The organism is Chloroflexota bacterium (assembly GCA_014360825.1).
In the GTDB taxonomy this organism is placed as follows: Bacteria; Chloroflexota; Anaerolineae; order UBA2200; family JACIWT01; genus JACIWT01.
On sequence record JACIWT010000013.1, the window covers coordinates 39,687 to 63,842 of the forward strand.

26 protein-coding genes are annotated in these 24,156 nt (G+C 56.5%); 20 read left to right on the plus strand and 6 right to left on the minus strand.

Features of this window, described 5'->3' with window-relative positions:
- Window positions 1-31 precede the first annotated feature (31 nt).
- From H5T64_09565 to H5T64_09590, 6 genes are all read right to left on the minus strand, one after another.
- Window positions 32-997, minus strand: a complete 966-nt coding sequence (locus H5T64_09565) for a glycosyltransferase family 2 protein (GenBank protein ID MBC7264582.1) — start codon at window positions 995-997, stop codon at window positions 32-34.
- 10 nt (window positions 998-1,007) lie between these two features.
- Entirely contained in the window at window positions 1,008-1,634 is a 627-nt protein-coding gene (locus H5T64_09570) for a DNA alkylation repair protein (protein MBC7264583.1), read from the minus strand.
- Between the two features lie 3 nt (window positions 1,635-1,637).
- Window positions 1,638-2,489, minus strand: coding sequence for a dTDP-4-dehydrorhamnose reductase (rfbD, locus tag H5T64_09575; GenBank protein ID MBC7264584.1), 852 nt, complete (start codon window positions 2,487-2,489; stop codon window positions 1,638-1,640).
- Between the two features lie 38 nt (window positions 2,490-2,527).
- Window positions 2,528-4,312, minus strand: coding sequence for an alkaline phosphatase family protein (locus H5T64_09580; protein ID MBC7264585.1), 1,785 nt, complete (start codon window positions 4,310-4,312; stop codon window positions 2,528-2,530).
- Between the two features lie 10 nt (window positions 4,313-4,322).
- Window positions 4,323-5,240 (minus strand): diacylglycerol kinase family lipid kinase, encoded by a 918-nt coding sequence (locus H5T64_09585; GenBank protein ID MBC7264586.1) that lies wholly within the window; start codon window positions 5,238-5,240, stop codon window positions 4,323-4,325.
- A gap of 181 nt (window positions 5,241-5,421) precedes the next feature.
- Window positions 5,422-6,555, minus strand: a complete 1,134-nt coding sequence (locus H5T64_09590; GenBank protein MBC7264587.1) for an MFS transporter — start codon at window positions 6,553-6,555, stop codon at window positions 5,422-5,424.
- A 577-nt stretch (window positions 6,556-7,132) separates the two neighbouring features.
- Between H5T64_09590 and H5T64_09595 the strand changes: the two genes are divergently transcribed.
- The 20 genes from H5T64_09595 to H5T64_09690 all read left to right on the plus strand — a co-directional run bounded on the left by H5T64_09595 (window position 7,133) and on the right by H5T64_09690 (window position 24,055).
- Window positions 7,133-8,665, plus strand: coding sequence for a PLP-dependent aminotransferase family protein (locus H5T64_09595; GenBank protein MBC7264588.1), 1,533 nt, complete (start codon window positions 7,133-7,135; stop codon window positions 8,663-8,665).
- Window positions 8,666-8,786: 121 nt separating this feature from the next.
- Window positions 8,787-9,755, plus strand: coding sequence for a GntR family transcriptional regulator (locus H5T64_09600; GenBank protein MBC7264589.1), 969 nt, complete (start codon window positions 8,787-8,789; stop codon window positions 9,753-9,755).
- A 36-nt stretch (window positions 9,756-9,791) separates the two neighbouring features.
- Entirely contained in the window at window positions 9,792-10,142 is a 351-nt protein-coding gene (locus tag H5T64_09605; GenBank protein MBC7264590.1) for a hypothetical protein, read from the plus strand.
- A gap of 31 nt (window positions 10,143-10,173) precedes the next feature.
- Window positions 10,174-10,413 (plus strand): hypothetical protein, encoded by a 240-nt coding sequence (locus H5T64_09610; protein ID MBC7264591.1) that lies wholly within the window; start codon window positions 10,174-10,176, stop codon window positions 10,411-10,413.
- Window positions 10,414-10,469: 56 nt separating this feature from the next.
- A complete protein-coding gene (locus H5T64_09615) occupies window positions 10,470-10,931 on the plus strand; it encodes a DUF3795 domain-containing protein (GenBank protein MBC7264592.1) in 462 nt (153 codons plus the stop codon).
- Complete coding sequence (locus tag H5T64_09620) at window positions 10,928-11,434, plus strand: HAD family hydrolase (GenBank protein MBC7264593.1); 507 nt, start codon at window positions 10,928-10,930, stop codon at window positions 11,432-11,434. The genes H5T64_09615 and H5T64_09620 overlap by 4 nt, the downstream gene beginning before the upstream one ends.
- A gap of 25 nt (window positions 11,435-11,459) precedes the next feature.
- The gene (locus H5T64_09625; protein MBC7264594.1) at window positions 11,460-12,398 is read left to right on the plus strand and encodes an epoxyqueuosine reductase; all 939 of its coding nucleotides are present in this window, start codon (window positions 11,460-11,462) and stop codon (window positions 12,396-12,398) included.
- Window positions 12,399-12,489: 91 nt separating this feature from the next.
- Window positions 12,490-12,807 carry a cupin domain-containing protein gene (locus tag H5T64_09630; GenBank protein MBC7264595.1) on the plus strand — a complete coding sequence of 106 codons (318 nt, stop codon included), beginning with the start codon at window positions 12,490-12,492 and terminating at the stop codon, window positions 12,805-12,807.
- 72 nt (window positions 12,808-12,879) lie between these two features.
- Entirely contained in the window at window positions 12,880-13,260 is a 381-nt protein-coding gene (locus H5T64_09635) for a VOC family protein (protein ID MBC7264596.1), read from the plus strand.
- A 67-nt stretch (window positions 13,261-13,327) separates the two neighbouring features.
- Window positions 13,328-14,038 (plus strand): CPBP family intramembrane metalloprotease, encoded by a 711-nt coding sequence (locus H5T64_09640; protein MBC7264597.1) that lies wholly within the window; start codon window positions 13,328-13,330, stop codon window positions 14,036-14,038.
- 4 nt (window positions 14,039-14,042) lie between these two features.
- A complete protein-coding gene (locus tag H5T64_09645; protein MBC7264598.1) occupies window positions 14,043-14,765 on the plus strand; it encodes a hypothetical protein in 723 nt (240 codons plus the stop codon).
- 159 nt (window positions 14,766-14,924) lie between these two features.
- The gene (locus H5T64_09650; protein MBC7264599.1) at window positions 14,925-15,734 is read left to right on the plus strand and encodes a class I SAM-dependent methyltransferase; all 810 of its coding nucleotides are present in this window, start codon (window positions 14,925-14,927) and stop codon (window positions 15,732-15,734) included.
- A gap of 56 nt (window positions 15,735-15,790) precedes the next feature.
- Complete coding sequence (gene mutM, locus H5T64_09655) at window positions 15,791-16,606, plus strand: bifunctional DNA-formamidopyrimidine glycosylase/DNA-(apurinic or apyrimidinic site) lyase (GenBank protein MBC7264600.1); 816 nt, start codon at window positions 15,791-15,793, stop codon at window positions 16,604-16,606.
- Between the two features lie 37 nt (window positions 16,607-16,643).
- Entirely contained in the window at window positions 16,644-17,369 is a 726-nt protein-coding gene (locus H5T64_09660) for a response regulator transcription factor (GenBank protein MBC7264601.1), read from the plus strand.
- Entirely contained in the window at window positions 17,366-18,262 is an 897-nt protein-coding gene (locus H5T64_09665) for a HAMP domain-containing histidine kinase (protein ID MBC7264602.1), read from the plus strand. The genes H5T64_09660 and H5T64_09665 overlap by 4 nt, the downstream gene beginning before the upstream one ends.
- Before the next feature lie 119 nt (window positions 18,263-18,381).
- The gene (locus H5T64_09670; GenBank protein ID MBC7264603.1) at window positions 18,382-20,775 is read left to right on the plus strand and encodes a PD40 domain-containing protein; all 2,394 of its coding nucleotides are present in this window, start codon (window positions 18,382-18,384) and stop codon (window positions 20,773-20,775) included.
- A 29-nt stretch (window positions 20,776-20,804) separates the two neighbouring features.
- A complete protein-coding gene (locus tag H5T64_09675) occupies window positions 20,805-21,146 on the plus strand; it encodes a zinc ribbon domain-containing protein (GenBank protein ID MBC7264604.1) in 342 nt (113 codons plus the stop codon).
- Window positions 21,143-21,673 (plus strand): hypothetical protein, encoded by a 531-nt coding sequence (locus tag H5T64_09680; GenBank protein MBC7264605.1) that lies wholly within the window; start codon window positions 21,143-21,145, stop codon window positions 21,671-21,673. The genes H5T64_09675 and H5T64_09680 overlap by 4 nt, the downstream gene beginning before the upstream one ends.
- Window positions 21,674-21,722: 49 nt before the next feature.
- Entirely contained in the window at window positions 21,723-23,126 is a 1,404-nt protein-coding gene (locus H5T64_09685) for a hypothetical protein (GenBank protein MBC7264606.1), read from the plus strand.
- Between the two features lie 104 nt (window positions 23,127-23,230).
- Window positions 23,231-24,055: a GAF domain-containing protein gene (locus tag H5T64_09690; GenBank protein ID MBC7264607.1), complete on the plus strand. Its 825-nt coding sequence runs from the start codon at window positions 23,231-23,233 to the stop codon at window positions 24,053-24,055.
- Window positions 24,056-24,156: the final 101 nt, after the last annotated feature.

The window sequence follows — 24,156 nt, forward strand, 5'->3', positions numbered from 1 at the left end:
GCCCCTTGCCAAGCACCTGGGACCGCCGAGGCTAAGTTCTACTCACTGGACGCGTTAGGATTGCATCCACATAGTCAACGGATACCCGGCGCGTGGCTTGGACTTTGGGGCGCGCCTGCAGGGCACGCGGGAGAAGCAGCAAGCCTGCTATTTGCCCACGCAACCGCGCCCGTGCCGCTTCTCCTCTCCAGGCCCGCAGTGCCTCTATGAAAATGCGCCATTGTGCCCGCGCCATCTGCCCCCAATACCGCCGCAAGATGGGGCTGGGCACATCTTTGAAAAGTACATACAGCGTGTTACGTCCCACATAGAAACTGGCAATGGGCCCACCGCCAGTTGCACTCAATTTGTGGTAGACGATGGCTTTTGGAGCGAATACGCAGCGATACCCCGCCAGTTGTCCGCGCCAGGCTAAGTCCACATCCTCCAGATACATGAAAAGGCTTTCGTCGAATAAACCCACCTCATCTATCATTGCCCGGCGGTAGGCTGCTGCTCCCCCACACGCGCCAAAACAGTAGGTATCACCATCGAATTGCCCCTTGTCCACTTCCCACACACCCCGGTTGATGGGTATGCCATCGATCCCATAGCCGTCACCTGCGGAGTGCAGCGTATTTCGGCGATCGAAGAGCAGCATCTTGCTGGCTGCCATCCCGGCCTCAGGATGCTCTGCGAGTGCTCGCTCTATTTCTTCCAACCAATGTGGGTCGGTCTCGGTGTCGTTGTTCAGTGCTACTAAAATATCGCCTTTCGCTGCAAGGAAACCCGCGTTTACGCCGCCCGTTAACCCGCGGTTCTCTGGCAGGGGCACGACACGCACCTCAGGGTAATAGTTATACACCAAGTCAAGTGACTCGTCAGTGGAGGCATTATCTACCAGGATGACCTCGAAGTTGGGGTAAGTCTGGGCGCGTAGCGAGGATAGGCAGGTTGGCAGATGAACTGCACCGTTCCAATTTGGTATGATGACAGAAATAAGCGGGTGGGCCGCCATCGCGCTATACCTACTTGTAGATGTGTGCCAGGGCAACTTCGGCGGGGGCGCGGCGTGTATCATCGGCCAGCCAGTCTTCGAGCAGCGGTACCACTCGGCGCGGATAGGTCCGGCCGATATTGCGCAGACTCGAAGCCACGGCCCGCCAAACGAAGCGGCGTGGGTCAGTGGCTAGAAGTCTAAGAATAGCCAGCCCCACGTCTGGGTAGCGTCTGCCGAGTGCTTGGGAGAAAGCCATTGCTACGTTCCAGCGCACGACTTCCTCCTCGCGGTGGGCCCATTGGGCAATACGTGGCAAGGCTACATCAGGTTGCACGTGAGCCAGGCTGGCCAAGGCGAAAGGGCCCACATTGACCCGTACGTAGCGCTCCCGTTCTAACAGCGCAGGCTCCATAGCCTCTAGGAGCAGTGCCACTTGGCGTGGGGTGCAGCGACCCCGGCGCATCCGGCAGACGACTACACCGGCGCGACGTAGATACGGATGTGAGTTGGCGATCCACGAGCGGACGACGGGAAAAGCGCGATCGAAATCGGCTTCCAATTCATCCCGCAGACCGAAAGCCCCACCCTCGCGAGCCTCCCAACGCTCGCTCAAGGCCCATGATTTCAACTCGGCAACACGACTCCGCCAGTCCATCGATCAGTTCCCCCATTCCGCTCCCCGGTATTGAGCAAACCAATCCGCCAGTGCCTCTTTCCATGGGCGCAAGGTAATACCTAGTTGCGTCGCCCCCACGAAATTGCGCAATTCACATCTGGCAGGCACCTTTGCCGCTCGCGTGTAGCCTTGTGTCGGGTAAATGGGATAATCAGGCTTGCCGGCCAGGCGTAATATCTCGACCGCCCACTCGTAACGGGAACACGTCCCTTGGTTGGTGAAATGATAGATACCGTAGAGGGGATGTTCGATCAGTTTAGTGATGGCCTGGGCCAAGTCAGGAGCGTAGGTAGGCGAGCCCACCTCGTCAGTGACATATTGCAGGGTTGGGTGCTCCGCAGCGTTGCGTAGTACCTTGGCCACAAAATTGTTGCTGCCTGTGCCATAGAGCCAGGCTGTGCGCACGATGTAAAATTGATGTAGGAGCAGCTGGGTGATCAATTCCCCCGCGTATTTAGACTTCGCGTACACGCTCTGGGGATTGGGAGTATCCCATTCCAGATAAGGCTCACCCTTGGTGCCGTCGAAGACGTAATCGGTGCTGATGTACACCATCGGCACATTGGAGCGCTGACAGGCCAAGGCTATGTTTTGGGTGCCTAGCGCGTTCACTTTGTAAGCGGTGTCCGGTTCACCCTCGCAGCCATCTACGTTGGTAAACGCCGCTGCGTGGATCACCAGGTGGGGTTCGAAGGATGGGATAAGACGGGTCATTTGATCGTAGTTCGTGATGTCGTATTCTGGCAAATCTATGTTGAGTAGGGTGTGGTGGTGTAGAATCGCACGCAGTGCTCGTCCCAATTGCCCTTCGCTGCCCGTGATGACAATGCGCATTTTCCTTCCTCCCTTTGCTCCCTGGGTATGCGCTTTTCTCAGGTATGTCTTCGGTGGAGCAGAAGATTCGCCAACCGCCGTGTGCCGAGGTTCGCTTGATATGCTGTCCAAAGGATGACCAGCGCTAACCATGGCACCACCAGACCCGCCATCGCGACCAATATGGCTTGCAACAATAAAGTGCCTTGGACGAAAACCAACCGGAAATCGGGCAGATACCAGGTGATAAGCGGCCCGTTGAGGTACACCGTGACGGCCAGGCCAAGTGAGAGCAGGTACAGGCTCAGCCCGTTGAAGCCCAACCCGCTGTAGATGACGTCCACCACAGTGATCTTAGGATCGCGTCCGGTTTGCCACAGTAAGATCGCCAGACCGGGGAGCAGAGCGATGGCCTCTCGCCTAATCGCTGCCTCGGCGAAACCCCTCAAATCTCTGAGGCCACTTAGTGAGTACACAAGGCCCTCGTTTACATAAAGCAGGTGGAGGGCTATTACGGATAAGGTGGCGGCTACGATTAGCCAGAGGATCCGCCTGCTCCGTGCTCGCCAGATGAAAAGCAGTGGGAGTAACACGGCAATTGTGATTGGTAGAGCGCGCCGCCGCCGTTCAGCCAAAATGCGATCTTCGCGTGCCTCGCTCATCTCGAGGTCTGCCTGTTCGACCGAGAACCTGGCTAACCAATACGCTGAAGGATAGTTCCGCACTTCTACTGAACTACGTGCTACTAGAGCATCACCCTCGGCAGTCTCGCTGAGCGTACCCATGCCGATGCTATACAGATACATGTTCGCTAATCGCACCCGCTGCTCAGCCAGGATAACAGCTTTCTCGGCCCGATTTTTCTCATCCAGATCAAGCATATCAAAGAGTATGTGACCGTTTGCTGCACTGGGAACCGAGGTGCCCAATATGGCTGCAATCGTGGGCGCGATATCCTCCCCAGTAATAGGACCGTACTCACCCGGCCGGACCCCTTGACCGAGCATGACGAAAGGCACTCTGCTTACTACAGGCTCATCACCGCCGCGCCCCCCCTCGTCCAGGTGGCCGTGGTCGCCTACTACTATGAGCACGCTACGGCGTAAATTCAGTTCACTCGCAATCTGACTGACAATGGCGTCGCAGACCAGAGCCGTTTCCAGATACTCCTGGCTCGCCCCTCCATGGGCAAGACCCACCGGATCGAGCTGCCCTAACTGTACCACTAACAAGTTGGGGCGGAAATAGCGCAGGAAGCCAATGGCCCGTGAGGCTACCCAAGCATCCGCTTCCGCATCCCTGGTTTGGACGTAAAAACGCGTATATAAAAACTCTGGGGACACGAGTTTTGCCCAAGCCTGATGTCCTACTATGCCGCTATTCAGACCAGCCCGCTGGGCAGCAGCGAACAAGTGATCCACCTTGATCGGTTGGATGTAGTCGTGATCCTTCTCCATTTGTGGAGCATTGCTAATCTCCGGGTGTGCTCCCGTCACCAAAGTTGTCCAAGTGCTGTAAGGGTAGGTTGCTGGGTGCTGAATCATGGTAGCCCACGCCCCGTTCTGTCGCAGGGCTGCCAAGCCAGGTAACTGTTGCGACACATCCTCCCGCAGGCCACTGACAATGACCAGCACCACCTGAGGGCTCACTGGCTCGGTCTGGCCCTCTTCCACAGGGTGCGGTAGCCCCCGTAGGGGTGTGCGGTATGTATAAAGCGAATCCACATAACTGAGCAGCCAGTAACACGATGCGGCCCCAATTGCAGCAAAGGCCAGTAGACTAATGACGACGAGGGAGAGGCGAGCCAAAACGGCACGTCGATGCCGACGTAGCGCTTTCTGCATAGAAAATTCCTTATACCTTCACTCGAAGTGCCCGCGGAATCACGCGGAAAGAGACCGGGGTTTCACCGATGAGTTCGCCTTCCGCTTGGAGCAACATGCGTTCGCGAGACGTTACTGTGACCTCTTTTGAGCGATAGGCATCCACTTTCGGGTGGGTCAGGTGCGTGCCGCGGTAGATGCGAGGCAGGTTCGCGATCAACTCGGCTTTGGACACATCACCTATCACAATCACGTCGAACATTCCATCGTCGAGGACAGCGTTTGGACCCACATACATTCCACCACCAAAGTAACGGCCATTGCAGACCACGATCGAGTTGACTCGCTGGTGAAGGTGTGCGCCGTCCAGTTGTACTTCCGCTTCTTTGTTTTGGTAAGAAACCAGGGTCGCAAACAGACCGACGAGATAGGGTATCGTCCCTCCCAAAATTTTCGTGCTGGGGTTGACACGCTCCCAAACTTCACCATCAAAGCCCAGCCCTGCTACATTTGCGAAGTAGCGGCGCTCTTGCTGTCCCCCTCGCATGTAGACCATCTCGCCCAAATCAATGACCCGCTCACCTGTACCACAAGCACAAGCGATAGCCCCCTCGGTTGTGTGGGGGATACCCACCGTTTTCCTAAAATCCGCGCCCGTCCCACTTGGGATGAGGCTCAGGACAACCTCGGGGTTTACCTGTCCATCGTCCACCAAACCGTTGACCACCTCATTCAGCGTGCCATCACCGCCGACAGCGACGATATGCCGGTATCCTGCTTTCATGGCCTCGCGTGCCAGTTGAGTGGCGTGGAGTGGACGCTCGGTGTGCACTGCCTCAAACTGAAGGCCCGCTGCCAGTAGCCCATCTGCTGTACAGGGCCACTGCCTGCCAACTTTGCCATTTGAGGCCACCGGGTTTACAATGACAAACGTTTTGGGTTGGTTCATCTCCATTGCTTACGCTACGATCCTCGATTCTTTGATGCCAAACTTCCCTGTGCTCTCATCGTTAATTCTAATGATAAAGCAAGGGAATGCGAAACCATCGCCCGATCTACGACTCCACTGCGCTAAACCCAAATGGGAGCGAGCGAACAGGACCCTGTTCGCCCCCCACTCGAATTGAGGACTAGATTACAATCGCCAATCCCACTGCTGCTATTACCCCCATCAACCCGCCGAAGTAGAACGGCGCCTGTGGCCCCAACCAATCCCAAAGTAACCCAGCCAGCGCCGATGCTGGAAGCAATCCGATGCCCACTACTGTTGCATGCAGGCCGATCATTGTTGCTCGTAGTTCCTGTGGCGCGATATCTGTCACTAATGCCTTCTCTACCCCCTCGGTGAAAGCCATATACAACCCGTAGACCGCGAAAAGAAGCCAGACTTGAAGCGGAGCTTTCACCAGTGCGAACCCAAGGTACACTAAGCCGTAGACCACATAACCTGCCACAAGCAAGGTCTTGCGCCCAAGGCGATCTGACAACCGCCCCGCTGGGAGAGAGACCGTCGCAAAAATGATGTTATAAGCCAGATATAGCAGAAGTACTGTCGGCGCATCGAAGCCAACATTCTTTGCTCGCAAAAGGAGAAACTGGTTGGATGAATTGCCCAGGGTAAAAGCGAGGACAACGAGTAAGAACGCTTTGAGTCGTGGGGGCAAGGTGGACCATTGCAGCGAGGGCCTCTCCCCTTTGGAGAGCCCTTCCCGTTTTGTTTCGCGCACTAAAGTGAGGATCAAAATAGCCGCCACGGCCGGGATAACTGCCCATAGAAAGACGGCAGCGAAGTTCCCTTGGTAGCGGGTCAGGAAAAAATAGGCAAGCAAGACCCCCGTGGCGGCCCCCGCCGTATCCAATGTCCGGTGCAATCCGAAGGCTGCCCCCCGGTGATCCGCTGCGGTGCTATCGGCGATAAGTGCATCCCGCGGTGCAGTGCGTACGCCTTTACCGAAGCGGTCTACAATACGTCCTGCCAATACCCAGAGCCACGAGGTTGAGAGGTAAAGCAGAACCTTGCCCACAGTGGAGGAACCGTAGCCCACCATAGTGAGCACCTTACGCTTGCCCAAACGGTCAGAGATGTAGCCGGAAAATACCTTGAGCAGACTAGCCAGACTCTCAGCAATACCCTCGATGATGCCGACGATGCCCGGACTGGCACCGAGCCGCGCGGTGAGGTAGAGCGGAAGAATGGGGTAAACCATCTCGGAACTGACATCGGTGAGAAAACTCACTAGGCCGAGCACAATGACATTGAACACAGAGACCTCCTATTTCTGTCGGATCACTTCGCGAATTCCACGATCCTGGGTCGTGCTTCAGAACTCTACCCCGCCTTAGGGAATAGTGTGGTAGTAGCTGGATGCTTCCTCACCCACCGCTCGCCCCTCACTGGCTCGATACCTTTTTCCAGCGAGCGCAACACAGAACACAGTATACCTGGGCTAGTTTGATAGCCGGGGCCTGCTCGTTTTTCCACCAACTAGATGCCGTACACAGGACACAGCGTTGCGTGTCAGAGGACGTGTATGCGCGAATGAACCCCAAAAGAAATCGCGGGCTATCTTTTCCCGGTCTAGGATAGCGATATTGTAAACCTAACTTCACCCTTGTCAACTATCCCACGCACTGTCTCAGCGGGTTTGGGAGTGATCCGTTCTGGCCTAGATCGCTCCTGATTCCGAAAATGATCCCGCTTGCGCAAGTTTGAGAATTTCGAGTTCGAAAGGGATGGATTGGCATATTTTGAGCTAAATTGGATCTATACAAAGAGCGGAAAATGTGCTAATATTGATATGCCAATAATCCAATTTGGACTAATCTCTTGAGGGAGGGGTTATGCGTATTCCTCTGGATCGCGAGAGTTCTGTTCCTCTTTATCAGCAAATCAGGGATTTCCTGCGCAGGGAGATCCAACGCGGGGATCTGGCTCCGGAAACGCGATTACCTCCCACTCGGGAATTGGCTGCAGCGTTGGGGGTAAATCGTCTTACTGTCTCTAGCGCCTACGCTGAACTGGAGGCCGAAGGACTTATCTATGCTCATGTGGGCCGCGGCACGTTCGTTGCTTCTTCGCCCCAGTCCGCTACCACTGGCATTGAGAGGCGGACTGCTTTGCGAACGGGAGAATGGCCCTCATGGCAACAGGCGTATCCCCGGCCCCTCCAATACGCAGGGAGAACGGAGATAGAGCGTCTCCTAACGTTGGCCGCCAACCCGGGGGTTATCTCCTTTGCCCAGGGCACTGGTGCCAGCGATCTCTTTCCGGTCGCTCAATTCCGGCAGGCCATGAATGAAGTGTTGCGTCGAGATAAGGCGGATGCTCTGGGCTACGGCGAACGAGCAGGTTATCCGCCACTGCGGCTCACTATCGCACGGGTGCTGGCTAGCCAGGGGCTCGCTGTCTCCCCCGACGAGATCATTATCACCACTGGTTCCCAGCAAGCCTTAGACTTGGTGGCCCGCACGCTGCTCCGCCCTGGCGACCCGGTGCTGGTGGAAAGCCCAACTTATTCGGGAGCATTGGAGGTCTTCGAGGGCGTTGAGGCCCGCCTGATAGCCGTGCCTATGGACGAGGAAGGAATGCGCGTGGAGGTCGTGGAGGAGTTGATCCAATATGCGCGCCCCCGTTTGATCTACACTATCCCCACCTTTCACAACCCGACTGGGACTGCGTTAGGCAATGCTCGACGGCGACAACTGGTGGCGCTCTCTGAATGTTACAATATCCCCATCTTGGAAGACGACTTCGTTGGTGATCTGCGCTACGACGGTCCCGCCCAACCTGCGCTCAAAACCATAGACGCGCGTGGCAACGTGATTTACGTTAGCACCTTCTCTAAGATGCTAATGCCTGGCTTGCGGATAGGCTTTTTGGTCGCCTCTGGCCCTGTCTATGACCATTTGTTGATCCGCAAAAGGGCCACAGACCTCGCTACATCTAATCTAATTCAGAGAGCACTTGAAGCATACATTACTGTGGGGCGCTATCAAGCACACTTGCGCCGTGCCTGTCGGATCTACCGTCAGCGGCGCGATGTGATGGTGCAATGCTTGCGAGAACAATGCCCCAGTGAGGTTACTTGGAATATCCCCAGAGGCGGGCTTTTCATTTGGGTGCGTCTTCCGGGGTCGGTTTCCGTGCCCCAATTGTACCTGGAAGCAATACAGGAGGGAGTGGCCTTCTTGCCTGGTACTTTTCTGTTCCCTGGCAATGAGGAATACCCAGCCATACGCCTTAACTTCACGGTGCACCCACCCGACATCATTACAGAGGGCATGCGGCGGCTTGGACGAGTGCTGGGCCGTTTCTTGGCCCGCGCGGAAAGCGGAACGATTCCGTCCCATGATCAGAAGACTGTTGTGGTGTGAGATTGGGACTAATAGTGGAGGATAAAACCCTGGGAGTCGAATTTGACAAATTCAGCGACACGTGTTATAATGTGTTTTGTCATATTGTCCTATGACAATAAACCATATGGAGGATTAGTGGATGCAAATCAGCATTGAGCCAGGTGATCTTTTACCGATTCACGCTCAACTTAGGGAGCAGATCAGATTCCTAATCCTCAACGGAGAGTTGGCTCCTGGGACCAAACTGCCGACGATCCGTCAGTTGGCTGGCTTTTTGAGAATAAATCGTAACACGGTCCTCAAGGCCTATCAAGAACTGATGCAGGACGGTCTGATTGAGTGCCAGCGGGGTCGTGGTTGTGTAGTGGTGGATCGGCCTGTGGCCATTGCCCAACCTGTGTCCGCCCAACTGCTCGCGGTTATTGATTCCGCCATTGAGCAGGCCGGGGAACTCGGAATTAATCCGGATGACTTTGCGGCCTTCGCATACGCACGCGCCAAACAGCGCCGCGATGTTCCAGTCAAGCGTCGGCTTGTGTTTGTCGAGTGTGCGGCACGCATTGCCGAAACATTCGCCAAGATCATCCAGGACAGGCTTGGCATGCAGGTAACACCCATTGTCCTGGAAGACCTGCAGCAACCTACGGCTGAGATAGAGCAGTGCATTCGTGAGGCCCATGTGGTAGCGACAACCTTCTTCCACCTTCAGGAAGTGAAGCACCTGCTAAGCAAAACAAAGAAGATGGTGGTGGGACTGGGGCTAAAACCGCATTTGGAGAAACTGGTCCAGATTGCTGCGCTTCCTGAAGGTACACCTACTGCAATGATATGTGCCAGCGAATGCAGTGCTCTGAACATGAAGCGATCACTAGAAAACGCGGGCATCCGAGTGTTAGATGCCGCTGCCTCTGGTGTGGATGACCCGCAAAGGCTGGCTCAGACATTGTCCGGGCGCGCTGTGGTTATCGCTTCGGATCTCGTCGCCGCTGAGGTACGCCCCCTGTTGCAGCCAGGCCAAGAGTTAATCGTGCTGGATTACCTGGCGTTAGATGAGGGGGGTATCAGCCTGTTAAAGTCTATGGTAACTGAGGAACTGGCGAAGGTGTAGGAGCCATGTTATTCAGAATCAGAGGAGGGGATCGAGGTGTCCGGACTTAGCAATCCCTTCCAGAGGTCGGTTATGGCAGTAGATCAGTATCCGCAATTAGAGCCTTGGGAAGCGGCAGCGGGAACCAAGGACGAGAGATGGTTGGCCCCCATGATTCGTGGGCTCTTGTGGTCATGGGTGGGCAATGCGGAGCCGTCGCCGACGACCTGGGCCCGAATCAAAGAGCGCCTACTCCGACTGCAGCGGAGAGGGCAATCAGGTCTGGCAGCACCGGTCATCTCCGAGACCACTAGTCATAGTGTAGCAGAAACGCGCAATTTAGATGCAGCCTCACGATCCAAGGACATAGACGTGGATAAATCGCAGCGGAGTTTCATCGCGGTGTGAAAGTCCGCCACAGGAGCATGGGAGGAATAAAATGCTAAACGCGAAAGATATTCTGACACAGCAGGAGTTGTACAAGGACCTATTACGCGAAGCCGAGCGGGAGAGGCTCTGTCGCCAGGTAGCGAGGAGGAAAGGAGAGGGCGATCGCTTCTACTGCCAGGTTTTGATCTGGCTGGGTCGTCGGCTCGTGGCCTGGGGATGGTATCTTCAGGAACGCTACGGCGCTGTAACGGAGAAGCCCGTGACTCTCGTCGCACACCGTGTACGGTGAGCCGTGAACGCAGGCTGACGTGGGAGAGTCTAAGCAACGCGAGGAGGGACGAAAACATGGATCTTGCGGATGTGACGTATTGTGGTCTGTACTGTGGCTTGTGCGCCTGTCGTCGGCGCATCCCACAACAAGCAGCAGCATTGCGAGATACATTGCATCGGGAGGGCTACGACCAGGGTTACTTTGACATTCCCGGCTTAGAAGGGGCTTTCACCGCTTTCTGGGAAGGGTTGAATTGCCTTGCTGAGACCCCTTGCCCTGGCTGCCGATCTGGAGGAGGTAATCCGGAATGCGCTATCCGGCGCTGTGCCCAAGAGCGGGAGGTGACTGTCTGCCCGCTATGCGCCGACTACCCTTGCGCACGGCTGGAAGTCCTCCGCAATTATCCATTACTGCTGGCTGACGGGCGGCGGATGCAACAGATAGGGTTGGAAAAGTGGATCGCCGAACAGGAAGAGCGAGCCGCGACCGGTTTCGCCTATGCGGACATTCGATTTCCAGCAGGTATGGGGCAATGATACCGGTCCGGACAGTAGTGTTCGATTGGGGAGACACAGTGATGCGTGTTTTCCCAGAATGTCAGGGACCGATGGCTCATTGGCCCCGAGTAGAGGCCGTGCCAGGTGTCATTGAGACACTTCAGGCTCTCCATCAGCGCTATTGTCTCGTCCTGGCGACGAACGCCGCCGAATCAGGCGCATCCCTGGTGCGGGAGGCACTGGGACGAGCAGGATTGGAAGGATGCTTTGATGTTATTCTGACAGCGCAGGAATTAGGAGCGCGCAAGCCCGATCCGGCCTTTTTCCAGCGGGTCCTGGCCGCCCTGAACTGCACCCCGGGCGACGCAGTAGTGGTAGGAGACGATTATCAGACAGACGTGATCGGTGCTAAAGAGGCTGGGTTAAGGGCCATCTGGTTTAATCCGAGCGGGGCCTCTTGCCCGCTTGCTCATCCGCTACACGATGCGGAGGTGCGGACAATGGCCGAACTGCCTACTGCGTTAGAGAATTTGTTCACGTGAAGTCTGATTTGAAGGGCAACTAACCATGACCATGGTGAAAGCGAAAGACTTATTCCTGCAATTGGAAAAACGAGGTTACAAGGGCCGCATTGTATCTATCCGGCGTCTCCCCGATCTACAGAAAGAGATCGAAGGCCTCTACAAACAGGGTCTATTGGACGAGGGATTTTATCAGGAACGACTGGCCTGGTTCACTTTTAGCCCACCCGATAGTCTGCCAGAACCCCGATCCATAATTGTGATCGCGATCCCACAGCCGCAGATTCAGGTTATCTTCAGTTGGAATGAAGGAGCGTTAGCACTCCTTGTTCCCCCAACATATGTAGCCTATCGTGAGGTGAATCAACGGGTGGAGGATCTGCTCGCGGCGTTTCTGAGGCCAGAGAGATATCAGGTGACTCAGGCAGCGCTACCGTTGAAACCCTTGGCCGTGCGTAGTGGGTTGGGTTGCTATGGGAGGAACAACATCTGCTACGTTCATGGAATGGGGAGTTTTCATCGGCTGGTGGCTTTTTACTCTGACTTTCCTTGTCAGGAGGACGAGTGGCGAGAACCAGAAATGCTAGAGCGTTGCCAGAATTGTCAGGCCTGTCTCCGTTCGTGCCCTACCGGAGCGATCGCTCCTGAGCGTTTTCTCCTCCATGCAGAAAGGTGCATCACTTTTCACAATGAGCGCTCCGATGACTTTCCCAGTTGGATAGACCCTTCCTGGCACAACTGTCTGATCGGCTGTCTGCACTGCCAAAGGGTCTGCCCCCAAAATCGGGATTTCCTAAACTGGGTCGAGAGAGGAGAAGAGTTCTCTCGGGAGGAGACCGCTTTGATTTTGGCCAGGGTTCCATTGGATCAATTTCCCAGCGCCACGGCAGAGAAACTGGAACGCCTCGACTTGGTCGAATATATGGATGTTCTACCTCGTAACCTGAGAGTTATGCTCACCAGGATGAGCCAACAGCGGGGTTGATGATCACGTATCTCCCAACTAACGATCATCACCTAAGGCCGGTTTGACAGCGGAAGTGCGCCTGGGGTGAAAACAAAAGGAGGTCCTTCGCATGATTGTCAAAAGCGCTCAACGTCAGGTACGGACGTTTAAGGGGGTTGACTTTCTGGTGGGAGCAACTGGAGAACGCACGATGGTTACCCTTATGACGTTCAAGAAGGGCCAGGAAGTGGGCGTGCATCGCCACACCCATGAGCAGGCCGGCTATTGCATCCAAGGGCGTTTTCTGTTGACGATAAACGATGTAGAGGCGCTCATCGAACCAGGTGACAGCTACGTGATACCAAGTGGTGCCCCCCACAGTTACCGTGTGTTGGGAGATGCCCTGGCTGTTGAAGTCTTTTCACCACCTCGAGAAGACTACCGATAAAAGGCTCACAGGCTATGTTGGAGCGTCTTCTCTTCAGTGTTTCCGCTATTGCGGAGTGTGGGAGGTATTCAAGTGATTCTACGCGTATGGGATATCACTTTCACCGTATCGGACTTGGAGCGAGGGGTGAATTTCTACGAGAACATTCTGGGGTTGGCTAAGAAGTACCAATTCGCCACCTACGCTGGTTTCGATTGCGGCGGGGTAGAAATTGGATTGCAGCCCGGCACCCCCATTCGCACGCCAGAAAGCACTCCCTGCGTGAATTTCCTGGTGCGAGACGTGGACGAGGCATACCAAGTGCTGCGCGAACGGGGCGTGCAGTTCCTCCAGGAGCCGCATGATACGCCCTGGGGTGGGCGCATCGCCCTGTTCGTCGACCCCGATGGCCACCCATTGCAACTGGTGCAAATAGACTGGCGTAAGTACTTCGCAGTCTGTGCGCCGAAGTAACACACTGTGGAAAAGGCGCCGTGGCAATATGCGATTCTCCGTCTAGCGTTCAGAAGTGAGGATGCCCATGCTTCCCACGAAAGATGAGAGAGGGACTCGTGGGGCGAACGTTGTGATACAGGCGCAACGCGAGGCCCTGATTGGCCTGCTATTGGTGATTTTGCCCAATTTGGTGCTAGTTGGGGTAGGGCTCCTGATGCGCAGGCAAGCCCAACAGGTGACCGAGGCCCAGGCAGCAGGGGTATTCGGCATCGAACGGCTCCTGCGCCAGGTGGGATTGAACGCTTTCCTTTTGTTGCCTATGGGCATCTGGCTGTGGCGACGTCGGACTGGATTGGCGGCATGTGGCTGGCAACAAGTACGACTGGGGCGAGCAGCAGGGGTAGGTGTGTTGTTGGGGGCGGCAGTATTGTTCCTGCGAGCGCAACCCTTTGCGCCAGAGCGACTGGCCTTGTCCGACACTTGGTGGGCATTGGCCACGTACAGCGTGGTTGCCGTGTCCGAGGAGACCCTCTTCCGGGGTTTCTTGCAAGGCCGGTTAGAGGCCTGGTTGGGGCGTTGGTGGGGGTATTTCGCGACAGCCCTGCTTTTCTCCGCCGTTCACCTCCCGACAAGGCTGCTGGGCGGAGAGCCGTTGGCTCAGGCTCTGACCTACGCGACGGTGCAACTCTTGCCCATGGCCTTACTCTTCGGCGGGGCAATGTCGGTAGCGAATCATGCCGCCGCGCCAACCCTGTTGCACTTGGCCTGGAATTGGGCCAGCGTGATTAGGAGGTGAAATTGTGAATCCGAAAGGCAATCGGGGGCTTTTTGTCGCCGGAGGCGCGTGTGCCGTCCTCTGGCCTATCCTTTCCTTAGCCTTTTTCGCCGCTTATCCCGTGGCGGCCGGTGGAGCCATGCTTGCCCTGCCCGGCGGACCGGGGGCCTATGCTACCCGCCTGGCCGAACTGGGTCAACGGCCAATGGTGGTGGCCCTGGAATGGGGCCAGGACGTGCTTCCGCTGATGTTGTGGCCCTTCCTGTTGGCGCTTTACCGACTGCTAAGTTGGCGAAGCCAGTGGGACCTAACCTTGATAGCCGTCGGGCTGGGGTTGCTGGGGATGAGCCTGATGGTGCTCAGCAACACTTTCAACCCGACTCTCAGCCATACCCTGGGGCAGGCTTACGTGGAAGCCGGAAGCCCAGCCGAAGGAGCGGCGATCCTGGCTGTCCTGCAAGGGTTGCTCCTCTGGCGGCTAGGACTGAACCAACTGGCTGGACTGCTCTACCAAGGTTGCGTAGGACTAATCGGTTTGGGTCTGATCCGCAGTTGCACCTGGCGAGTTTTGGGATGGGTGGGCCTAGTGGGAGCGCTGCTGGCCCTGCCGGCCAAACTGCCCATCGGCCTGCGAGCACCCTCAAACATCATCTGGACCGGCCTGGCCTACGGCATCTGGCCCATCGCTATGGGCATTGGGCTGCTGCGATATAGGGAAGGGCAAGGCGTCAACCATTCCTCCTGGTGAGTTTCATCCCCACCCGGTTGATCAGGCGGCCTTGATCTGCCACTCTTGGCAGGCTCGTACCGGGTTTGAGAGAGGTATTGATTGTGAGGGCCAGGAAGCGTCCAAATTGTCGCCAGAGTACGAAACAGTAAAAGGCATCATCACGTTATTAAGGATGAAATGGACTGGTTGGCCAACATGAGCGACGCTCTGGGAGAAACCGCCATCATCGAGCGGGAAGAGAAATTGCGGACGTGGTTCACTCGTGAGTGTGACCCGATCTTGAAGGTCGTGGATGGTCTGGATATCGGCTGGGGTGGAGTGCAGCGTTGGGCTACAGCGCGGATGCCAGTGCCTACCGGCGGGCCACATCTCGATTTCGGCTGCGGCTATGGCACCTTTTTGGCTCAATTGGGCTGGCGTTTCCCCGGCGTCCGGCTGGTTGGCCTGAATATTGACTACGCCGGGCCGCACGCCCTGATAAGCGAATTGCTGGCCCAGGCGGAGGTGCACGCTGTGCTAGTGCAGGCCGATGCACGACAGATGCCCTTCGCTGATGAGAGCTTCGCATCGGCAAGCTGTTTTCTGGGGCTGCAGGACATCGCGATCGGATTCGGGGAATCAGGTGTGCGGACAACGCTCTCCGAAGCCGTGCGCGTGCTGCGCACCGACGGCACACTAACCCTGCTGGATGAGTTCCCGTTCGAGAAATTGGATGTCTTGCTGGAGGGGCTGCCGTTGGTGGTGATTGACCGGGAAGAACGTGCACTGGATGTGCGCTGGGACCGCCGGGTGGCGGAGCGAGCGATCATGCTCTACACCGAGGGGTGGGTGGCTCAAGCCCGCCTCTCCGATGAGGCAGCGCAACAGCGAACCCGTGTCGAAGTTCGCAGTCGGATGGTGGCAGAGATGGAACGCCAGTTGAGCGCACAAGGGTACTATGTCCCCTTTGGGCCGGTGCGGATGCTGGTGGCGCAGAAGATCGGGTAACCGGCAGATTTGATGTCGAATTACTGCGCTGCCGCAATATTAAGGAGAACCCTGCGATGCCTGAACTCCCCGATGTTCTCATCTTAGCGTGTAGCCTGGATCAAGCCCTTCGTGGCCGACGCATCACTGCGGTAAACATCTATCAGCCCAAATGTCTGAACCGGCCGGAGGGCGAATTTCGCCAGGCTGTTGTCGGTCGCGCCTTCCAGCACGCCTGGCAACGCGGTAAGTGGGTCTTAGCAGACTTGGATCGGGATTGGACGCTGGCCTTCAATTTGGGGATGGGCGGCGAATTGCGCCTGCATGACCCAGACGAGATACCTGATCCGCGGCGAGAGCGTGTAGTCTTTCACCTGGACGACGGCACAGGGCTCTGGGTGCACTTCTGGTGGTTCGGCCATGTACACTTGATTCCTTTGGGTGACCTGACTGCCCATCCTATACTAGCCCGCCTAGGGCCAGAACCACTGGCGGATGATTTCACCCCACAGCGTTTGGAGCGGATGCTGCAGGGTAAACGCGGACCAATCAAGAAGTACCTGCTGGATCAAAGGTTCATCGCCGGTATTGGCAACGTTTACGTGCAGGACATCCTCTGGTATGCCAGGCTGCATCCCCTGCGTCCGGCAAACACGTTAGAGCCAGCCGACGTGAAACGGCTGCATCAGGGCATTCGTCGTGTATTGGAGGAGGGCATTCGTTGGGGAGGTGGCCCACGAGAGTATGATGTGTGGGGTAACGAAGGACACTATGTCGAACACCTACAGGTGGGTTATCGAACGGGCGAGCCCTGTCCGGCCTGCGGAACGACGATCGAAACCTTGCGCGTGGGCTCCACTACCAGTTACATCTGCCCCCGCTGTCAGATCTGAAGTGCAGGATAATATCCAATAGATCGGGAGGCAAGGGATGGACGAGGAGAAACGTCCTTGGCGCATTTTGTTGGTGGATGACGAAGAGGCTATTACGGTCCAATTGGCTTCCTTCCTGGAGCGGACGGGGTTTACAGTAACCGTGGCCCACAATGGTGAGGTAGCCTTGCGCCGCATCACTGATTTCACCCCTGACCTCATCGTCCTCGATGTACTGATGCCTCACCTAGACGGCCGGGAAACTCTGCGCCGTCTGCGCCAGGCTGGGGACTGGACGCCGGTAATCTTGCTCACCCAGGTGGGATTGCCGGCCGAACGAGCCATGGCCCTCGATGAAGGGGCCGATGATTACCTGAACAAGCCATTCGAACCGTACGAACTGGTGGCCCGCATCCGGGCAGTGTTGCGGCGAAGTCGCCGCGGCGTTCCCTCCCTCGCAGGTGCGCGCCATTTGACCTGCCAGGCGCTTGTTCTCGATCGTCAGGCTCGTCGGGTTAGCCTGTCTGGTAGAGAGGTTGCTCTCACGGCGAAGGCTTTCTCGGTCTTAGAGTATCTAATGTTGCACCCCGACGAAGTGTTGAGTCGAGAGCGCTTGCTGGATGCAGTCTGGGGCTGGGACTATCCGGCCGCCACCCGAGCAGTGGATACACGCATTGCTGAGTTGCGCCGCGCGCTGAATGACGACGTCGAGGATCCCCAGTACATCGAGACGGTGATTGGAGAAGGGTATCGTTTTGTTGGACGGGTGGAGGTGGGGATGTGAAGAAGTTCGTTTTGCCACTCCTGCCTTTGGGCCTGGGATTAATCCTGGCTGCCTTGTTACAGGCTGGGCTATGGCCTAATCCCGTTCTCTATCTGCGTGCCGACGTGGGCACTTTAGTCCTCCTCCTAGGGCTTGCTGGTGCCATTGCCTGTGGATTGGGTCTCGCTTTGTGGGCTCTGGTGGATCGTCGTTGTGAGCAGGCGCTGGCTCGCTTTCGACAGGAACAAGCCGAATCTCATCGTCGTTTCATCCGCCGCCTGGATCACGAACTGAAGAATCCTCTCACTGCCATCCGTGCCGGCTTGGCTAATCTGGCCGACGGGGGTGACGGCCCTACCTTATTGAGCGTGCAGGCCCAAGTGGACCGTCTGGCTCGTCTGAGCGCCGACCTGCGCAAACTGGCTGATCTGGAGACACAACCTGTGGAACAGGAGCCGGTGGATCTCGCGCAGTTGTTGGCAGAGTTATTGGAATTGGCTCAGGAACGGCCAGAAGCATCTGTTCGCCAACTCCGACTGACCCTGCCCCGTGCTCCCTGGCCGTTGCCGGCAGTGGCTGGTGATCGCGATCTGCTCTTCCTGGCCCTGCACAATTTGGTGGACAACGCTCTCAAGTTCTCTCGTCCGAAGGATACTATTGAGGTCCGTGCCTTCGAGGATGGTCCATGGGTGATAGTCGAGGTAGCAGATACCGGTCCTGGTGTTGGTGAAGACGAACTACCGCACTTGGGAGAGGAACTGTACCGGGGAAATGCAGCCCGGAGTGTCGAAGGCAGCGGTCTGGGACTGGCGCTGACACAAGCCATCGTCACTCGTCACCAGGGCACAATGGCAGTGCGGAGTCGTCTGGGGCAGGGGACGGTGGTTACCTTGCGACTCCCGGTGGCTCGCTGACATGTCAAAATTGTAACATCATGTTCTGTAATTATTACACTTTAGCCATACAGGTGTGACACCGGGATGGTAGTATAGGAAGCAGCGGTTGGAGGATCACTCTGTTTGGAGGTGTAACAATGAAAAAGTGTACGTTCCTTTTGCTAACTCTGCTGCTTCTTTTAACGCCTGTGGCCTGTCAAGGCACCCTGGAAGTAGGCGTCGAGCGTGCTTATACCCCCATGCCCAACCTGGGCAAATTGGCCTATGTTCAAGGCGGCGACATCTGGGTTAAGGCTCTACCTGACGGGGAGCCCCAACGGCTCACCACCGATGGCCGCAACTCCGAGCCTCGCTGGTCACCATCAGGCCAATGGCTGGCTTTCCGCAAAGGGGATTACCAAGTCTGGGTTATGGGTGCCGATGGCAGCGCATCCCACCCCCTAAACGAAGGCGCAGCCGTGGGCGCTTTCGCTTGGGCGCCTACAGACGATCGATTGGCCTATGTCGTCGGGGATAAGGAATTGCAGACGGTCGATGCAGATGGCAGTGCCCAGACTGTCTTGGTGCTCCAAAGCCCCTTCGGCAAGATCGGTCAGATTGCCTGGAGTCCCGATGGGGAGTGGATAGCCTACGAATGGCAGGAGCAAGAGGCTGGGCAACCTCCCACCTACCAGGGTCTATTGAAAGTTTCAGCGGATGGCAAAAGCCGGATGCCGATCTATCCCGCTTATCCCAGTAAGCCATCTGAGATTCGGGGATTTCACCTGGTCGGGTGGACGGCCGGTAGCTATTTTCTTCTTTTCCAGGATGATATGGGTTCCGCTTCGCTGCTGGCCGATGGCGCTCCTCTTTACGCCATACCTGCGGACGACGGCACGCCTGTGCAACTCGCTGATTCTGTGCTAGCCTACTCAGATTTCGTCGTGCCGAAAGCAACCGATCTCACCCAGGTCGCCGTGATTGTGGGCAGTTATCGTGGCGCTTGGACTAACAAGGCGTTACAGTTTCTCAACCCAGCCACAGGAGAGGCTACTACGCTGACTTCGGCAGATGTGGCAGTCTCTTCTCCCTCTTGGTCACCAGATGGCCAAAAGATCGCCTATGTCGCTATGCCTGATCGAGGTGATTTAGGTGGTGGCGAACCGGCTCGCCAGGCATTGATGCAGCGCCGCCTATGGGTGGCGAATGTTGATGGCGAGCCTCAGGCCCAACAACTCACCAATGATCTGAACTATCGTGATGAGCGCCCTCTCTGGTCAGCCGATGGGAAGCACATCCTCTTCGCGCGCCTCAACGCCGGGAACCAGGCCTCGCTCTGGGTTATCCCCGCCGCGGGCGGCGAGCCTCTGCAGATGGTGAAGGAGTTAACCCCGGCCCCGGAATGGTTCGGCTATTATGGCCACATTGACTGGGACGGCCTCTTCGACTGGTGGACAGGCCTGCATCAGACCGCAGATTACTCCGCACTGTCACCAACGATGACCCCAACTCAAGAGAAGGACCTTTCTATAACTTCGGGCGTGCTTTATCTGAAAGAAGGGATAGCCTATCTTCTGAACGAAGACGGCGAGCGGCGTATCGGTCCGCTGCCCGAAGATGCTGGTCACCTGACACCCGGGCCTCGCTATTTGGCCTATGTCCAGGACAACCGGATTTGGATCCTTAACCCGTCCGATGGAACGACGGATACACTTCTCGAGTTCCACGATCTCGTGGGCCAGGACTTCGACTTGTGCTGGTCCACGGACGGCTCGACTTTGGCCTACGCCGTGACCTGGAGTGGGCCCGATGGCTCGCGGAAAGTAGGGCTAGGCATCACCGATGGCTATGAGCACCGCGTGGCGGACACCCTCATCGCCCGCAGCGCTGGACCAACGCCTACGCTGCCTCCGGAACCACCTATGCCACCCGAACCTGGCTTTGCTAGCCTCAGAATCCTGGGGTTCGATCTGGTCGCCGGTAAGTTGCTGGTGACACCCGTTGGTGGGCAGGAACACTTGAGTTGGGTGGGAACCTACGACCTGTGTAAAGGTGAGCCCATGCGAAAGCAACCCTGGCCCACCGCCGTAGTGCCACCTCTGATTCCAGTCCTCTCACCAGACCTGACGCTTTTGGCCGCCACCCAGCCGGGCGAGCTGCAAATCTACCGCGCAGATAACATCGGTGCCGATTGGATATATGTGGAACTGCCAGCGGAGACACACGTAATGTGGCCCTGTTGGTCACCTGACAGCCAGCGACTGGCCTACCTGTTGAACGAAGGCGCGACTCCTGGTTTGGATGTGAGTCCCGCCCTGGGTCTCTGGGTTTGGGAGTCCAAGAGCAATCAGGCTCGTCAATTGTTGCCGGCGGTCAGTCCTGAAGCAGTGTTGCGCGGTTGGACGGCTGACGGGCAGGCAGTGGTACTGGAGATGTTGGATGGTATAAGCCGACAGGTCACTGTCAGTCTAGTAGAAGTAGATACTAGCCGTAGCAGGCTCATTCCGCTGCCCCAAGATAGCCGAGTGCTGGGCTGGATCGGAAACAGCTAGAACAGGAAAAAAGAAGGAGATTTGCACAGATGGGCATCCTCAGAAATCACTCACGTAAGACACTGCTCTATGTGGCCACTTTCATTGCCGTGACAATTGTGGTGGCGGTGCTCGTTAAGCCCGATCGCACTGCGATCGGGTTCGTCGCTTGGGCCGCTTTAATCTTAGTCAGTTTGCTGCTTCTTGTTGCGTGGCATGCTCGCGCCTTTGCGTATCGCTGCCGAGACTGCGGACACGAGTTTCAAATATCGCTCTGGACAGATCTGCTCAGTCCCCACGGCCTAAGCAAAGGAGGAGGTTGGAAATACCTGCGCTGCCCCAAGTGCGGGCAACGCACCATGGCAATTGTCATTCCTAAGGGGGGAGGATGAATCTTCAGAAACGCCTGTACTTCCTGTTGCCGGCTGTCACGGCCGCCTTGCTGCACAACATTATCCACGAAAGCGTGCACTACTTGGCTGCCCGGCTGTTGGGCGAGGGAGTAAAGGAATTCCGCTTTCTGACCAACGGTTGGGGATCCAGTCAGGTGATCTATGCCACGCCAGCAGCCGAACGAATTGGTGCCCACTGGTTGGTTATCGCCTGGGGACCTGCGGTGGTGACCACCCTCATTGGGTATCTGCTCTATCTAAAGCGAGAGGAATGGCTGACTCGTTGGCCATTGATCAACGCGACCCTGTGGTACGCTGGGCTCTTCTTCTTGTGCCTGGACCCGTTCTACTTTGCCCTGTTGTCCCTGTTCTTCGGCGGCGATGTGAATGCCGTGGACGCCGTGGGCTGGTCACCGTGGCCAGTGCGGTTGGTAGCACTAGGGATTTTTATTTTCAATGCTAGGCTGATGGTGCGCTGGCAGCGAGAGGCAAGGGCTCGTCCAGAGCGATATGTGATTGCAGGGTGAACTTGGTGCTTCCCCTGGAACATAGCATAGGCGGGAGGGAAAATAGCACGTGAGCGGATACAAACTGTTGGCTTTGGTCGCCCTGGCGGGATTTTTCCTGATGGTGATAGCGTACTCTGCACAGGCCGACGACGCCTCGTTGGGAGCCGTAGGCTATGGCGTAGTGCCTCTGGATAGCAACCAGGTGACGATGACTGCTGAGCAAGTGGAAGCCGAGATCCGCGACGATCAGGCTTGGGTGACGTGCGTTTTCACCTTTACGAACGCTGGCCCACCAATCGAGGTGCTGATGGGGTTCCCGCAGGCTCGGTCCATCCGAGAGGGCGAAGCGCCAGAACTGATGGAATTCCGGGCTTTTGTGGATGATGAGGAGGTTCCGGTAACCTTTCTCCCAAACGCCCAACCGCAGGGCGAATGGGACTACGAAGGCTGGCATACCTTCAAGGTTCCCTTTGCCGCCAGTCAGACTCGTACCATGCGCAACACCTATCACGGTCGCCTGACCTGGTACTCAAATGGAGACCGGGCCTTTGAGTACATCTTGCGCACTGGTTCCACCTGGCAGGGGCCTATCGGGCAGGCCGACATCGTAGTGCGCTGGGAGAGGGATCGGTATGTGGTACCAGAAACTCTCTCTGCCAGACCATCCGGCTATCTTCAGGGACAACGCGAACTACGATGGCATTTCACTAACTTGGAGCCAACCCTAGAGGATGATATTCGGATATCCTTTCGCCCTGTCTATGGCCCTCATAACCTGGGCAGCGCATCCGCGTCCTCGGGGCATGTTAACCCCGCTCAGACCGGATACGGTTTGCCTGCTGCTCTCTTTTCGGATGGCGACCAGGCTACCGCCTGGCAATCCAACGGAGAGACAGCCGGGGCCTGGATCGCTTGGAGTTACACTGGCTATCCTCATTATGCTACCCCCACCTTGGGATTGGGCATTTTGCCTGGGGCAACTGATGCGGAGTTCCGCGCCCATGGGCGACCCAAGGAAATACTGGTGCGCCTGGCTCGGCTAAAGGAGGGCGCGGAGTTGTTGCCTGTTTTCATTCCCATCGAGGAGTCTTTTCTGAACCCCGTGCGTCAGTTAGAGATTACCGAGCACCACCTGACTCTGGAAGATGCCGCCCGTTGGCAGTTCTTACAACTGGAAAAACCCGCAACCATCCTGGCCTTCCAAGTGGTGGTAGAGAGCGTTTATCCTGGCGAGCGTTACAATGACGTCGCTATTGCGGAGGTCCTTTTCCCCCTGCTCGAAGAGGATCTCGTGTCCCCGCCAGTTCTCTCACCAAACGCAAGGGAGGAGGGGCCAGTTGGACCCATGAAAGAGTCACTGCCCCTTGTTCTCCGATCAGTGCTCTTGCCGACAGGAATGATTGTAGCGATACTAGCAGGAGTTGGGCTGTTTTGGCTACGAAGAAGAGGCGCAGGGAAAAGAACCTGGTGACTTTGCACATTTCCTCGCTTAGTAGCCCCAATACAAGTGACGTTGCTAAATTGGGGTGGATGTGGTATATTAAAGCCGTTAATTGAGTGAAGAATGGGATGGAAATGTCCAATCAAGATGCGGCCTCTAAAGGTCTCGATCCGGCCACGGCTAGTGGTAGCATATCCCTGAAAGCCCAAGCAGTGGACAAAGATCGGATGCTGTCAATTGTTTTTGAGATAGCCAAAACTCTGGCCACTGAGCAAGACCTGGAGGCGATCGTAACGAGGGTTTTATCCAGCATCATCGAAATAGCAGGGGTGGCCGATGCGGGTATTGTTCTGCTCTACGACTCTTCCGACGGCTGGCTGAAAGTAGAGGCTGCGCAAGGTTATGACCTAAGCATTTTGAAACAGGTCCGTCTAGCGTCCGGGGAATCGATGATCGGTAAAGTGTTTCAAACTGGTCAGGCTGAGCTATACTCTACCCCAGAGGCCGTCGTGGCAGCAATGGCGAATATGACGCCGTCGAACCACGAGATCTTCAGAAAGGCAACCATCGGTTTGGGACAACCGCTGAGCGCAGTGTGCATTCCATTAACTGTAGACCAGACCCGAATTGGAGTCCTGGTACTGGAGAACCTGTGTCAATCCACAAAATTCACTTCTACAGACCTGGACTTCCTACAGGGCGTGGCTGATCTGATTGCCCTCTCTATCACAAACTGCCGCCTGAGAGAGGAGCGACAGTCCGCCCAGGTCCTCAGCGAGGCTAATCGTCTTAAGGCTGAGTTGATCTCCACTCTGGCCCATGAGATGCGTACTCCACTGACTTCGATCAGAGGTTACTCTACGGCCTTGCTCATGGAAGAGGCCACCTTCAGTCCCGAGGTCCAACGGGAGTTCCTGCAAATCATAGATGAGGAAGGTCAAGTCAGGTTTTTCCTGTAAAATAGGCGACGTAGGTACGCTATGATCAGTACAGCCCTCCTATGTGTTGTACAATGGCAATCCGAGTTCGCGGCGCAGGAGATGCAGTTGTTGCTGCTCCA

What these genes read in the sequence shown, in the direction of transcription:
- H5T64_09630 (MBC7264595.1), top strand. Translation starts at nt 12,490, where the DNA reads ATGATTGTCAAAAGCGCTCAACGTCAGGTACGGACGTTTAAGGGGGTT.
- H5T64_09565 (MBC7264582.1), bottom strand. Translation starts at nt 997, where the DNA reads ATGGCGGCCCACCCGCTTATTTCTGTCATCATACCAAATTGGAACGGT.
- H5T64_09610 (MBC7264591.1), top strand. Translation starts at nt 10,174, where the DNA reads ATGCTAAACGCGAAAGATATTCTGACACAGCAGGAGTTGTACAAGGAC.
- H5T64_09580 (MBC7264585.1), bottom strand. Translation starts at nt 4,312, where the DNA reads ATGCAGAAAGCGCTACGTCGGCATCGACGTGCCGTTTTGGCTCGCCTC.
- rfbD (MBC7264584.1), bottom strand. Translation starts at nt 2,489, where the DNA reads ATGCGCATTGTCATCACGGGCAGCGAAGGGCAATTGGGACGAGCACTG.
- H5T64_09640 (MBC7264597.1), top strand. Translation starts at nt 13,328, where the DNA reads ATGCTTCCCACGAAAGATGAGAGAGGGACTCGTGGGGCGAACGTTGTG.
- H5T64_09600 (MBC7264589.1), top strand. Translation starts at nt 8,787, where the DNA reads ATGCAAATCAGCATTGAGCCAGGTGATCTTTTACCGATTCACGCTCAA.
- H5T64_09670 (MBC7264603.1), top strand. Translation starts at nt 18,382, where the DNA reads ATGAAAAAGTGTACGTTCCTTTTGCTAACTCTGCTGCTTCTTTTAACG.
- H5T64_09660 (MBC7264601.1), top strand. Translation starts at nt 16,644, where the DNA reads ATGGACGAGGAGAAACGTCCTTGGCGCATTTTGTTGGTGGATGACGAA.
- H5T64_09615 (MBC7264592.1), top strand. Translation starts at nt 10,470, where the DNA reads ATGGATCTTGCGGATGTGACGTATTGTGGTCTGTACTGTGGCTTGTGC.
- H5T64_09650 (MBC7264599.1), top strand. Translation starts at nt 14,925, where the DNA reads ATGGACTGGTTGGCCAACATGAGCGACGCTCTGGGAGAAACCGCCATC.
- H5T64_09690 (MBC7264607.1), top strand. Translation starts at nt 23,231, where the DNA reads ATGTCCAATCAAGATGCGGCCTCTAAAGGTCTCGATCCGGCCACGGCT.
- H5T64_09680 (MBC7264605.1), top strand. Translation starts at nt 21,143, where the DNA reads ATGAATCTTCAGAAACGCCTGTACTTCCTGTTGCCGGCTGTCACGGCC.
- H5T64_09570 (MBC7264583.1), bottom strand. Translation starts at nt 1,634, where the DNA reads ATGGACTGGCGGAGTCGTGTTGCCGAGTTGAAATCATGGGCCTTGAGC.
- H5T64_09620 (MBC7264593.1), top strand. Translation starts at nt 10,928, where the DNA reads ATGATACCGGTCCGGACAGTAGTGTTCGATTGGGGAGACACAGTGATG.
- H5T64_09585 (MBC7264586.1), bottom strand. Translation starts at nt 5,240, where the DNA reads ATGAACCAACCCAAAACGTTTGTCATTGTAAACCCGGTGGCCTCAAAT.
- H5T64_09675 (MBC7264604.1), top strand. Translation starts at nt 20,805, where the DNA reads ATGGGCATCCTCAGAAATCACTCACGTAAGACACTGCTCTATGTGGCC.
- mutM (MBC7264600.1), top strand. Translation starts at nt 15,791, where the DNA reads ATGCCTGAACTCCCCGATGTTCTCATCTTAGCGTGTAGCCTGGATCAA.
- H5T64_09625 (MBC7264594.1), top strand. Translation starts at nt 11,460, where the DNA reads ATGACCATGGTGAAAGCGAAAGACTTATTCCTGCAATTGGAAAAACGA.
- H5T64_09595 (MBC7264588.1), top strand. Translation starts at nt 7,133, where the DNA reads ATGCGTATTCCTCTGGATCGCGAGAGTTCTGTTCCTCTTTATCAGCAA.